General features: G+C 72.8%; 6 protein-coding genes. 3 read left to right on the top strand and 3 right to left on the bottom strand.

All coding sequences use genetic code 11. From position 1 onward, the window contains the following. Positions 1–237: 237 nt before the first annotated feature. Entirely contained in the window at positions 238–4,590 is a 4,353-nt protein-coding gene (locus ACFY2K_RS16040; protein WP_387711858.1) for a ricin-type beta-trefoil lectin domain protein, read from the top strand. A gap of 209 nt (positions 4,591–4,799) precedes the next feature. After that, positions 4,800–8,732, top strand: coding sequence for a beta-N-acetylglucosaminidase domain-containing protein (locus ACFY2K_RS16035; protein ID WP_387711856.1), 3,933 nt, complete (start codon positions 4,800–4,802; stop codon positions 8,730–8,732). A 95-nt stretch (positions 8,733–8,827) separates the two neighbouring features. On the opposite strand, the gene ACFY2K_RS16030 is transcribed toward ACFY2K_RS16035, so the two are convergent. Next, a complete protein-coding gene (locus ACFY2K_RS16030) occupies positions 8,828–9,472 on the bottom strand; it encodes an HNH endonuclease (RefSeq protein WP_375888265.1) in 645 nt (214 codons plus the stop codon). 542 nt (positions 9,473–10,014) lie between these two features. Between ACFY2K_RS16030 and ACFY2K_RS16025 the strand changes: the two genes are divergently transcribed. Beyond that, positions 10,015–11,175 (top strand): mechanosensitive ion channel family protein, encoded by a 1,161-nt coding sequence (locus ACFY2K_RS16025; RefSeq protein WP_380407868.1) that lies wholly within the window; start codon positions 10,015–10,017, stop codon positions 11,173–11,175. A gap of 84 nt (positions 11,176–11,259) precedes the next feature. On the opposite strand, the gene ACFY2K_RS16020 is transcribed toward ACFY2K_RS16025, so the two are convergent. Together ACFY2K_RS16020 and ACFY2K_RS16015 are read right to left on the bottom strand one after the other, a co-directional pair. Beyond that, positions 11,260–11,733 carry an NUDIX domain-containing protein gene (locus tag ACFY2K_RS16020; protein WP_387711854.1) on the bottom strand — a complete coding sequence of 158 codons (474 nt, stop codon included), beginning with the start codon at positions 11,731–11,733 and terminating at the stop codon, positions 11,260–11,262. A gap of 214 nt (positions 11,734–11,947) precedes the next feature. After that, positions 11,948–13,192, bottom strand: a complete 1,245-nt coding sequence (locus ACFY2K_RS16015) for a hypothetical protein (RefSeq protein ID WP_387711852.1) — start codon at positions 13,190–13,192, stop codon at positions 11,948–11,950. Positions 13,193–13,211 lie beyond the last annotated feature (19 nt).

The following is a 13,211-nucleotide window of genomic DNA, read 5'->3' as shown; positions in this document are numbered from 1 at the left end:
TAGGTGCATACGACCGACCCAAGGTAGGGAAAGCTTAAAATCTCATCGCGTGATGAGGGTCACACGGAGAGCAATGTGGCAACAGTCCGACAACTCGGACGACCTGTCGACAAAAAGCTTTGACGGCGGAGCAACTGTGAAGGCAGCGTGCGGCTGACCTCTGCTCACACCTTCTTCCACGACGGGGACTTCATGTCGAGGCCACAACCTCCCTCTTCTGCAATTCGTCGACGAACAGTGAGAAAGCGGACATTCGGCGCCGCCCTGCTCCCGCTCGCCTGCACCGCCGCACTCTCCCTCGGCGCGGGTCTGCTGGCCGTACCGACCGTCGCGGCCGCCGCCCCGGCCGACCGCAACCACGGCCCCGCCGACCCCTCCTGGCCGACAACACCGACCCCGCCCGCCAAGAACGGCTCCGACCCCCGGGCGGCGCAGGTCGCCGCGGTCCGCGCGGCCCAGGCGACGGCGAAGAGCACCGGAAAGCCCACCGTCGTCGACGCGTTGACCACGGGCAGCAGCCGGACCACCGCCAACCCGGACGGCACCCTGGCCACCGACTCCACCCCGGTGGTGGAGCGGGTCAAGAACGCCGACGGCAGCTGGCGACCGGTGGACGCGACGCTCCGCACCAACCCGGACGGGACGCTCGCCCCGGCTGCCGTCCCCTCCGCGCTCACCTTCTCCGGCGGCGGCAGCGGTCCCCTCGCCACCATGACGACGGCGGACGGCAGGAAGCTGTCGGTCAAGGCACCGTTCGACCTGCCGAAGCCCGAAATCGGCGGCGACAGCGCGCTCTACCGCTCCGTCCTGCCGGACGTCGACCTGGAGGTGAGCGCCACCACCGCCGGCGGCTGGCGGCAGGTCCTGATCGTGCGCAGCGCCAAGGCGGCGACGGACCCGAGGATCACGAAGCTGCACCTCGACACCGTCACCGACGGCCTGACCGTCAAGGCGGACGCCAACGGCAACCTGACGGCCGAGGACGCAGCCGGCAAGGCCCGTTTCACCGCTCCCGTCCCGGTCCTGTGGGACTCCGGCACGGCCACCGGCGCGCCCGCCGCGGCCCAGTCGAAGACCCGGAGCAAGCTCGCGGCCGCGCCCTCGGCGGAGGACGCCCCGGCCGTTCCCGGCTCCAGCAGCAAGGCACCGGGGCCCGCCGCGAAGACCGCGCCGATCGCCACCACCGTCAGCGGTGGCGGCATCGACCTGGTACCCGACGCTTCGGTCCTCGGGCAGGGCACCGGCCCGTGGTTCATCGACCCGGGCTGGAACCCCAGCGTCGACAACGGCGCCCAGGCCTGGGCCCAGGTGCAGTGGGCCTACCCGGACAACCGCGAGTACAACGGCACCCAGTACGGCCAGGACAAGCCCGCCGCGGGGTACTGCGGCTACATCGACACCAACAACCGCTGCACGAAGGAGGGCAGGGAGCGGGCCTACTTCCAGGTCGGCCTGAACTCGGTCTTCTGGGACTCGGCCGTGCAGAGCGCCAAGCTCTACGCCACCGTGGCGGCCTCGTCCAGCCCCTCGACCCCGTCGCCGATGGGCCTGTACTCGACCGGCGCGGGCACCAGCAACCCGATCAACCAGTGGACGACCTGGAACGCCCAGCCCTGCCCCGAACTCGGGAACTGCTCCAAGGTCCTGACGAACTGGATCAAGGGCGAGGGCGGCGTCGAGTACGACGTCACCGGCCAGATGGCCCAGGCCGCGCGCGAGCACTGGGGCGGCTGGACCTTCCTGTTCGCTCCCGACGACGAGGGCAACAAGTTCTTCCGGGAGCGGTTCGCCAACAACCCGCACATCGTCGTCACCTACGACTTCGCCCCGCACGTCGGCAGCCCGGGCACCAGCCCCACGCCGGGCTTCGCCCGCGACGCGGCGTACAACCAGTGCCAGACCCCCGGCACCACGAACCCCTGGGAGAACCCCGGGTGGGTCGGGATCAACACCGACATCAACCTGGCCGCCGACACCTGGTCGCCGACCGGTGAGCAGCTCTGGACCACCTTCAAGATCTGGGACGACGACGACAACGGCTCGTCGAAGATCTACGAGACCGGCTGGGCCGCCAGTTCGGGCCGCCGGAACGTGAGCGTCGGCTCGCTGATCGACGGTCACCAGTACGGCTGGTTCGCCCACACCGGCGACGGCACGCTCGACAGCGGCAACACCGCGATGTGCTTCCTGCGCATCGACCGCACCCCGCCGACCGCCCGCATCACCTCCACCGACTTCCCCGAGTCCGGCACCCTGGGCGGGCACCCCAAGCTCGTCGGCCAGGAGGGCGCCTTCACCCTCACCGGCACCGACCCGGCCCCGGCCGGCGGCGGCCGCTCCTCCGGTCTGGCCTGCGCCCGCTGGACCACCGACCCGATCCAGGCCGCGGCCACCGGGTGGGGCTGCAACGACGGCGGCAACATCGTCAAGATGGACGGCAACGGCAGCTTCCAGTTGAAGTACACCCCCTGGCACTGGGGGACCAACTTCCTGTACCTGCAGACCCAGGACAACGCCGGCAACATGTCGCAGCCGGTCGCCTACACCTACTTCGTGCCGAGCAACCCGGCCGCCGGCGACCCGGTCATGGGCGACGTCGACGGCGACCGCAAGGCCGACGTCCTGCTGCCGGACGGCACCGGCTCGCTCCGCCTGGTCGGCGCGAACGCCGACCCGTACGCGGCCCCGAACACCAAGCCGGCCTCGGCGCCGGGAGCGGCCGACAACCAGGACTGGAGCACGGCCCAGATCACCCACCGGGGTTCGTTCAGCGATCGGAACGTGGACGACCTGGTCGCCCACGCTCCCGGCAGCCCGTTCCTCTCCCTCTACCCGAATGACGACATCGCCGGACACCTCGACGGTCAGGCGGCGACCACCCTGGCCAAGAGCCGGACCTGCGCCCTGCCGGACGGCACGCCGATCGACTGCGCGGCCAACGGCAACGGCGGCGACTGGTCCGCGGTGACCCAGATCGCCGCGTTCGGTTCCCCCTACGGCGACACGCCCGACAGGCCGGGCACCTCCACGGTCGGCCTGCCCCGTTCCTCCCTGTTGTTCGTCGAGAAGAGCCGGCTGTGGCTCAACCTGTCGTACAACGTCAAGCAGCTCGACGGCCCCGCCATCCTGCTCTCCCAGAGCCAGGCCTGGGACTCCTACGACCTGATCACCCCCGGCCCGACCAAGGGCACCAACATCCCCACCGTCTGGGGCCGTTCGAAGTTCGACGGCACCATCCACGCCTACCAGTTGGCCAAGGGCAGCGCCCAGGGCGCCTTCGACGCCTCGGCCTTCGCCGATCCCACCAAGGGCTGGCTGGCCAACGGCGTCGACGCCAAGCTCTACCCGAAGGTCGGCTCCAACGGCGACGTGACGGGTGACGGCGTCCCGGACCTCTGGGCCGTCGACACCAACAACCAGTTGGTGGCCTGGGCGGGCGTCGGCACCAAGGCGCCGGACGTCAACAGCGGTCCGACGGTGACCGGCCTGGAGGCCACGCCGGTCGTGCTCGGCAACCTCAACCGCCCGATCGGCAACTGGCTGGCCGCGCCCGACGGCGGCAACACCGTCAAGGACGGCCAGAAGAAGGCCGACGGCACGGCCGCGGGCGTGAGTTGGGTCCAGGACACCGTGGACGGCCGTGCCGCCACCGTGGGCGCCTTCAGCCCCGGGGCCGGCTCCACCGTCACGATGTCGCGCCCGGTGGTGGACGCCCGCAAGAGCTTCACGGTCTCCACCTGGGCCAAGACCGGCCCGAAGGGCGGTATCGTCGCCAGCCAGGACGCCGCGCACAGCAGCAACTTCATCCTGTACGCCGACGCCAAGTACGGCTTCTGGGCGTTCGCTCTCTCCGTCAGCGACGACGACACCTGGTCGTACGACTTCACGGACACCAGGAACGCCTCCGCCTACTTCCGGCCCGGCGTGTGGACCCGGCTCACCGCCTCCTACAACGCGGACACCGGCGCGATGTCGCTGTACGTGGACGGCGTGCTCGCCACGACCGGCTACCACCGGGCGAGCACCAGCACGCCGCCCTCGGGACCGTTCGTGCTGGGCCGGTACAAGTACCAGTCCAAGCCGACCGACAGCTTCGACGGGAGCATCAGCTCCACCGCGGTCTACCCGTTCGCGGTGGCGCCCAGCGCGCCGGGCGCCGCGAGCGTCGTCCGCTCGCGCGTCGACGGCAACAAGTGCGTGGACCTCAACGGTGGTGCGGCCGCCAACGGGACGGCGATCCAGCTGTACGACTGCAACGGGAGCAGCGCCCAGCAGTTCTCGCTGGGCGGCGACGGCACCGTCCGGGTCCTGAACGGGTGCATGGCCCCGGCGAACGCCGGCACGGGCAACGGCGCGCAGATGGAGTACCGCACCTGTGACGGCACGGCCGCGCAGAAGTGGATCCCGCTCGCGAACGAGGTGCTGTACCACCCGGCCTCCGGCCGCTGCCTCGACCTGCCGGGCGGGCACACGGACAACGGCACGAGGCTCCAGCTCTGGGACTGCCAGATGGACCAGCTCGGTCCCAACCACCAGTGGTTCGTGCCGAACCTGCGGACGGCTGCGCTGCCCGCGCCCCCGCGTTCCTGACGCATCGCCCTGACACCGCAGTACCCCTGAGCACGCGCTTCGGGCCCGTTCCGCCACCTGGCGGGGCGGGCCCGAAGTGTTGTCAGGGGCAGGGCCGACAGGTGGATGAACCATGACAAAGCCGTCATACCAGTCGGTGACGTTGACACCGGTTCGGGTAGCTGGTGGGGTTGCTCGCATTGTGGTCCAGGCCTGGCGAGGAGGCCCCTGTGCAAGCCCGTGTGTCCGTGGTGGCCGGGCGGCGGCTGCGTCAGCAGTTGGAGCAGAGTCCGGTGCTGCGCGAGGTGCTGGACCATCCGACGGCGCTGGCGGCCCGGCGGGCGACGGCGCGGACGTGCCGTCAGCTGGTGCCGCGGACCGCCGACCGGCTGATCGCCGACCTCAAGGGGACGGAGCCGCTGCTGGCGTCGGTGCGGGCGGAGCGCGCGGCCGGGCGGCCGGGGCGGCGGACCCTGCAGATCGCGGCCGGGGTGGTGACTGCGGCGGTGGTCGGCGGGCTGCTGGCCGGGCCGATGCCCTCGGTGGCGTACGCGGCGGGCCCCGGGCCGGACGTGGTGAGCACCGCGCCCCAGACGCCGCTGGGCAGCGTGACGAACCCCCAGGTGTTCCCGCACCCGCAGGAGCAGATCGCGGCCGGACGGGCCGTCACCGTGCCGACCGCCGTGACGCTGGTGACCGCGCCCAAGGTGGACCGGGGCGCGGTGGACGCCGTCCGCGAGGTGCTGACCGTCGCCGGGGCCACCGTGCTGACCCCCCAGGCCGACGGCGGCACCCCCGCCGCCGGCTCGCTGGTGGTGTACATCGGTGGGCCCGCCGAGGGCGCCGAGGGCGAGGCCGACCGGACGCTGCGCCAGCTCGCGGCCGCGGCCGGCGGCAAGGACGGCGGCGCGCCGTCCACCGCGGGCATGCCGCCCGGCGGCTACGTGCTGTCCGCCGGCCAGCTGCCCGCCCAGGGCGGCGGCACGTACGGCGCGGTGGTGCTCGCGGGCGCCGACCCGACCGGCACCTTCTACGCCGCGCAGAGCCTGCGCCAGCTGCTCGCCGCCGTACCCGCGGGTCAGGGCCAGGGGCCGGGCGCGGCCGGGCTCGGCCTGCCCGGCATCACCCTGCGGGACTGGCCCAGCGGCGCGCCGGTGCGCGGCACCGCGGAGGCCTTCTACGGCACCCCGTGGACCGCCCAGCAGCGGCTCGACCAGGTGGACTTCCTGGGCCGCTCCAAGCAGAACTTCTACCTCTACGCCCCGGGCGACGACCCGTTCCGGCTCAGCCGCTGGCGCGACGCCTACCCCGCCGACCAGCAGTCCGAGCTGCGCGAACTCGGCGACCGGGCCCGGCAGAACCACGTCACCCTCGGCTACGCGATCGACCCCGGGCAGTCCCTCTGCTTCAGTTCCGGCAAGGACGTCGACGCCCTGGTCGCCAAGCTGGACGGGCTGCGCAAGCTCGGCTTCACCGCGTTCCAGCTGCAGTTCCTGGACGTCAGCTACGACGAGTGGCACTGCGACGACGACCAGGACGAGTACGGCCGCGGCCCGGCCGCCGCCGCCAAGGCGCAGGCCGCGCTGGTCAAGAAGGTCCAGGACCGGCTGGTCGCCAGGAACCCGGGGCTGGCGCCGCTGTCGATCGTCCCCACCGAGTACCACAAGCAGGGCTCCACGCCCTACCGCAAGGCCCTGGCCGACGCGCTGCCCGGCGGCGTGCAGGTCGCCTGGAGCGGCGGCGGGGCGATCCCGGAGAAGATCACCGGCGCCCAGGCCTCCGACACCGGCAGCCTGTACGGGCACCCGCTGGTCACCATGGACAACTACCCGGTCAACGACGCCAGCCCGGACCGGCTCTTCCTCGGCGCCTACACCGGCCGCGAACCCGAGGTGGCGACCCGCTCCGCGGTGCTGCTGACCGGCGCCATGCAGCAGCCGGTGGCCTCCCGGATAGCCCTCGCCACGGCCGGCGACTTCGCCTGGAACCCGACCGGCTACAAGCCCGAGGACTCCTGGCAGGCGGCCGTGCGCTCGCTGGCCGGGCCGACCGGCGCCAACGCCACCCCCGCCGGCTCGGCCCTGGCCGCCGTCCAGGCGCTGGCCGGCAACAGCACCTCCTCCCCGCTGGCCAAGCAGGAGTCCGGCTACCTCCAGCCGCTGCTCGACCAGTTCTGGGCCAACGCCGAACCCACCTCCGGCGCCACCCCGGACCTCGCCAAGCTGATAGCGGCCGCGGGCCCGCTGCGGGACGCCTTCACCGCCATGGCCGGCGCCCGGCAGACCCTGGCCGGCACCGACGCCACCGCCCAGCTGGCCGCCGAGGCCGGCCCCTGGCTCGGCCCGCTGCGCGACTACGGGCTGGCCGGGCAGGCCGCCCTCGACATGCTGCTGGCCCAGCACGGCGGCGACGGCGCGGCGGCCTGGAAGGCCCGGGTGCAGCTCAACCGGCTGCGCGCCCAGCTCGCCCAGGCCCCGGCGACCATCGGCGCGGGGGTGCTCGCGCCCTTCCTGGACCGGGCCGTGCGCGCCGCCGACAACTGGTCGGGCGTGGTCAGCGGCGGGGTCACCCCCACCACCAGCATGGGCACCGCACAGGACCACCTGCCCGCGCTGATGACCGACGGCCAGGCCGACACCTTCTACTGGAGCTCCGCTCCCCCGCAGCCCGGCGACTCCGTCGGCGTCGACCTCGGCGCCGGGCGGCCGATCAGCGGCGTCACCGTGCTGATGGGCGGCTGGGGCAACGGCTCCGACGCCCGCACCGCCGTGGACGACTACATCCGCGACGGCGTGCTGGAGTACAGCACCGGCGCGGGCGGCTGGCAGCAGCTCGCCGTGGTGAAGAACCAGAAGACGGTCAGCGCCCAGCTGCCGCCCGGCACCGTGGTGCGGGCCGTACGGCTGCGGGCCACCGCCGCCCAGAAGACCGCCGTCGCGGTGCGCGAGTTCACCGTCACCGCCCCCGACGAGTCCCCGGCCAGCGTCACCGGCGGCCCCGCCGCGCTGCCCGGCTCCTCGGCCGCCGCCGTCCTGGACGGCAACCCGGACACCGCGTACCGCGCCGCCAAGGCGCCCACCGCGCAGGACGAGCCGCTCACCGTCGAGCTCGGCGCGGCCCGCCCGCTGGACCGGCTGACCGTGCTCACCGACCCCACCGTGCACGCCAGCGCCACCGTCGCGGTGCGCCGGGCCGACGGCGGCTGGACGGACATCGGCGTCATCCAGCCCGGCTACAACGAGCTGCCGGCCGGCGGGCAGGTCGCCGACGCGTTCCGGATCACCTGGAAGCCCGGCGGCGACCCGCCGGTGGTCAACCAGGTCATCCCCTGGTACGCGGACATCCCGGCGGCCCGGCTGAGCCTCGCCGACCCGGCCCTGGACGTGGTCACCGGCGCGGCCTCGCCCGCGAGGACCCAGGCCACCGTGGAGGCCGGCCGCCCCGAGGGCACCACCGGCGAACTGCGGGTCGAGGTGCCGGCCGCCGCCAAGGGGCTCACCGTCACCCCGGCCGGGCCGGTCACCGTGCCGCGCGGCGGCCGGGTGGGCGTGCCGCTGCTGGTCACCGCCGTACCGGGCACGCCCTCCGGGACGTACCAGGTGCCGGTGTCCTACGTGGCGGGCGGCACCACCGTGAAGCAGGTGCTGCAGGTCCACGTGGTGCCGCCGACCGGCGGGCCGGACCTGGCGCCCGGCTCCCAGGCCTCCTCCTCGGGCGACGAGACCCCGAACTTCCCGGCCGCGGCGGTCGCCGACGGCGACCCGAAGACCCGCTGGTCCTCGCCGGCCAAGGACGACGCCTGGGTGCAGCTGGCGCTGCCGCAGGCCGTCCACCTGGGCGCGGCGACGCTGCACTGGCAGTCCGCGTACGCCTCCTCGTACAAGATCCAGGTCTCCTCGGACGGCAGCAGCTGGACGGACGCCGCGACGGTCGACAACGGCAAGGGCGGGGACGAGACGGTGCGCTTCGACGCCTCGAACGTCCGGTACGTACGGATGCAGGGCGTGGCGCGGGCCACCAAGTTCGGCTACTCGCTGTACGGGATCGAGCTCTACGCCGTCACGGCGCCGGCCGCTCCGCCGCAGCCGCCGACCCCGCCGGTGGCCCCGGCGGGCCAGCCGGGGACGCAGCCCGGCACGCCGGCGGTGCCGCCCAAGCAGTGAACGCGGCGGGCCGCCGGGCTCCCCTTCGCGGGGGGCGCGGCGGCCCATGAGGCGCGTACCGACGGTGTGACGGGCGGGCCCTTGTGGTGCTGGGGTCAGGCGGAGAGCGGTTCGGGCTGCTCGCCGCGGCGGACGGGGGCGGGGTGGGCGACGTGCGCCCGGCCGATCGGGACGGAGTGGTTCGGCTCCGTATGGTCGTGGTGCTCGTACTCGCCCCACTGCGGGGCGCGCAGTTGGTCGCCGCCGCCGTACGGCTCCAGGTAGGGCCGCCAGCGCGGGTCCTTGATCCCGGTGCCGATGATCCGCCAGGCGAGGCCGCTGGGCGGTGCGGGCGGGCGTTTCATCCGCCAGCCGAGCTCGGTCAGGTGGCGGTCGGCCTTGGTGTGGTTGCAGCGGCGGCAGGCCGCCACCACGTTGTCCCACCGGTGCTGGCCGCCCCGACTGCGCGGGATGACGTGGTCGACGCTGGTTGCGGCGGCCCCGCAGTAGACGCAGCGGCCGTGGTCCCGGGCGAACAGCGCCCGGCGGGTGAGCGGGACGGGCCCGCAGAACGGGACCCGCACGAAGCGGGTCAGGCGGACGACGGACGGCGCCGGAAGGGCGCTGGTGGCGCTGTGCAGAGTGACTCCCGAGTCCTCCAGGCTGACCGCCTTGTGGTTGAGGACCAGGATGAGTGCGCGGCGCATCGATACGACGCCGAGTGGCTCGTAGGACGCGTTGAGGACCAGGACATGCGGCACGGATGCCTCCTTGGACGCCTGCGGCGCGTGGCTCGCGCCGGGACGAGCGGTTGGATCGCGCAACGAGTGCGTGATCTCCCCCAGTGTCGCCTTACGCCTTCGTACGGCGCCACCACTCCTATGTAACGGACCTGACGTGAACTCCGGGTGTGGTCTCCGTCATACCCCGTAGTACCCGGTATGCCCTGGGGAAGGTCCACTTGCACCCCCGCGCCGCCGGGCCCGGCGCGGCGGACCGCCGGGGAGGTGCGGCTCGGCCGGTCGGAGCAGCCCCGGGGCCGTACGGCGGGCGGGGGCGCGGCCGTTCGGGGGTGGTGGGACCGGTGGTGCGGGGGTGGTGGGGGGACGGTGCCGGGGCGGTGCGGGCCGCGCGGGCCGGGGAGCGCACCGGGGCGTTGACGGGGCGTCCGGGACGGGCCGCACGCCCACCGGTGTGTCCGGGCTGGTGTTCGGTGCCGGATAGGCTGGCCCGCACGGTCCGCGGGCCGCTCGTGCGGCGCGGGACCGGGTCACGCCCCCAGCAAGGAAGGTAGGTCCCGCACGTGTTCCGCTCCGGCGCCACCGGTCCGACCGACGCGTCCTCGACGCTCTCCACCCCGACGCCGGCCCCCTCCGCCACCACACCGCAACTGCCGGACCTGCGCATCCCCACCAGCGCGCAGGAGGTCACCGACACCACCAAGCAGGCGGCCAGCTGGTTCGACACCCACTGGCAGAGCTGGCTGGCCGGCGGCCTCCGGATCGTCCTCATCATCGTGCTGGCCCTGGTGCTGCGGGCCGTGGTGAACAAACTGGTCACCCAGCTGATAGCGCGGATGACGCGCAGCCACGACCAGCACCGGGAGGAGAGCCGGTTCGGCGGGCTGCTGGCCAACCACGGGGTGGTCAACCCGGAGCGGCGGCAGCAGCGCTCGGAGGCGATCGGCTCGGTGCTGCGCAGCCTGGCCTCCTTCACCATCCTGGGCACGGCCGCGCTGATGGTGCTCTCCGCGCTCGGGATGAACCTGGCGCCGCTGCTGGCGAGCGCCGGTGTGGCCGGTGTGGCGATCGGTTTCGGCGCCCGCAACCTCGTCACGGACTTCCTCTCCGGGGTCTTCATGATCATGGAGGACCAGTACGGCGTCGGCGACGAGATCGACACCGGGGTGGCCACCGGCACCGTGCTGGAGGTCGGCCTGCGGGTCACCAAGCTGCGCGGGGCCAACGGCGAGATCTGGTACATCCGCAACGGCGAGGTGAAGCGGATCGCCAACATGAGCCAGGGCTGGGCGACCGCCTCGGTGGACGTGCAGGTCGGGTACAAGGAGGACCTCCAGCGGGTCGAGGACCTCATCCAGGAGACCGCCGAGGCGCTGTCCAAGGAGGCGCCGTACGACGAACTGGTCTGGGCGCCGGTCTCGATCCTCGGCGTCGAGTCGGTGGCGGCCGACTCGGTGGTGGTCCGGATCGAGGCCCGCACGGCCCCGGGCAAGGCCCCCCTGATCTCCCGGGCACTGCGCCAGCGCCTCAAGACGACCTTCGACCTGGCCGGTATCAAGGTCAAGGAGGAGGCCGCCGCCGTCGCCACCGGCGTCTCGATCACCGCGGCGGAGCCCTCCCCGCCCTCCGCCCTCTCCGACCCCACCTCCCCCCGCTACCGCGCCACCGAGCCCATCCCCCAGCCGAAGCCCCCGACGGACGACCCGACGCTCACCAAGCCGTAACGGTTCGGCGGTACACAGAGCCCCGCTCCCCACCACGATGGGGGCGGGGCTCTCCGCTTCCCCGCGGGGCGGGAGGTCACGGGTCTACGGGCAGGGCACGCCGTGCTCCAGATAGACGGTCGCGGACCGCGCCCTCGCCAGGCACGCGGCCCGGACACGGCGGGCGAGGCGCGGGATGAGGACTTCGTCGAGCTGGTCGGTGGCGTGGAAGGCGTACTCGCCGATCTCCACCTGGTCGACGGTGATGCTGTCGAGCTCGTCGGCGGAGAGGACGCCACCGTCGAAGACGAAGAGGAGCTTGTCGCCCTCGGTGGAGTGGGGTGCCCAGTCGGCGACGAGCAGGCGACCGATCGGCGGGGTGATGCCGAGTTCTTCCTTGACCTCGCGGGCCGCGCCCTCGCTCGGGGTCTCACCGGCGTGCAGGTAACCGCCCGGGATCTCCCAGCCCGGCTTGTAGGTCGGCTTCACGAGGAGGACGCGGTCATCCTCGTCGAAGAAGAGCACGCCGGCGGCGGTACGGGGCTGGGCCACGACCTCGGGGGCCTGGGAGTCGCTCATGACGACGACTGTAGCCACCCAACCGCATCACGCGACGATCTGGAAGCGCTGCGCGACGCCTGCCGGCAAGTAGCCGGGTTTGCCGCGCTGTTGGCGGCCCAGTTGGTCACCAGGTGCCGGGGAGGGTGAAGTGGTAACGGACTCTACTCGGGGGCCGTTCCTCAGCGCCCTGGCGGGTGGCGGGAAGGGGCTTGGGATCGACCGAGTACGTTCCCTACTTGGGGGCCGGCGGGAGGTTAGGGAGCGTGCGCGGAGCCTGATCGCGCGCGCGGAACCCGAAGCTGATGAGGGTGACGCTCTCTCCGGCACTGAGCGGCGTTCGGCCGTGAGGAGTGAGCGCGCCGTCGAACACGACGCAGTCACCTGCGGCGAGATCGCACTCGAGGTAGCCGTCGGCCTTGATGAACACGGTAGTGCTGACCTTGGACCGGCCGGTGGGGCGCTCGTGCTTGAGGCAGAGGATCAGGTTGGCCTCACCGAAGCCGGACTCGTCCACGTGGAAGTCGAGGAACTGCTCTTCCTCCAGGTAGGCGATGTAGACGGCGGCGTGCGGCTGCGCGACCTCCAGACCGGTGGACCGTGCCACGACTGCGGCGAGATCGATCTGTGTGGCGAAGCGGGTCGCGGCGTCACCGACGGCCGCGTTCCACTTGCCGTTGTGGAGGTATCCGTCAGCCGCGACAGCCTTCTCGGCCTCCTCCGCCATGGCGGCGATCAGCTCGGCGGGGAACGACTGATCCCGCAGGTGGCACGGGTGCACGCGCTGCTGTGCGGTGAGCCCACGCACAGCGTCCCGGAGGTCGGGGAAGTCCTCTGCCCACCGGGCCGGCGTCCGGGCCGTGGTACGGGACTGGAGCCATGAGGTCCACTGACCGCTCCACTCGCGCGGCACCGCACCGCCTGCCGCCGATGCGTCGGGCCGGCCGATCAACAGCTCGACCCGGTCGAGTGCGGCCTGCGTGGACTCGATCAGCCCGGCGTCCTCCTTGGCGATCCGCAGCCGCAGCGCTTCTTGGAGACGGGCCTGGGCGCCCATGAGGTCGCCGCGCTCCATGAGGTGCTTGCCGGTGTGCTGGAGGGCGAAGTCAACGAGCTCCGGGTGCCGGCTTCGCGCGGTGTTCAGGGCGCTGAGGTAGAGCGCGTCCGCAGTCTGCACGTCACCGGCGTAACGGTGCGCGTCGCCGAGGTTGAGCCCGGTGGCGACGACGGCCCGGGTGTTGCCGATCGCTGCGGCCAGGTCGATCGACTGCCGGAGGAACGCGCGGGCCTCCTCGTGGTGGCCCAGGCACATCCGGCCGATGCCGATCCACCTGGTCAGGACCCTCGCACGCCCGGGGTCGTCCTCCTCGGGCAAGGCCCGTAGCTCCGCATGGAGTTGATCGACGGCGGTGGTCAGCTCGTTCCGGTCGGTGGGGACCATCCGCAGGTTGTCGTCCTGGTCGATGAGGTGCTGGAGCACAAGACTTCCCTCGTTCGGT

It is taken from the genome of Kitasatospora sp. NPDC001309 (assembly GCF_042896295.1).
Lineage (GTDB): Bacteria > Actinomycetota > Actinomycetes > Streptomycetales > Streptomycetaceae > Kitasatospora.
This window is presented reverse-complemented; position numbering and strand designations above follow the sequence as displayed.

Coding starts and splice junctions, on each gene's coding strand:
- ACFY2K_RS16020 (WP_387711854.1), bottom strand. CDS start 11,733: ATGAGCGACTCCCAGGCCCCCGAGGTCGTGGCCCAGCCCCGTACCGCC.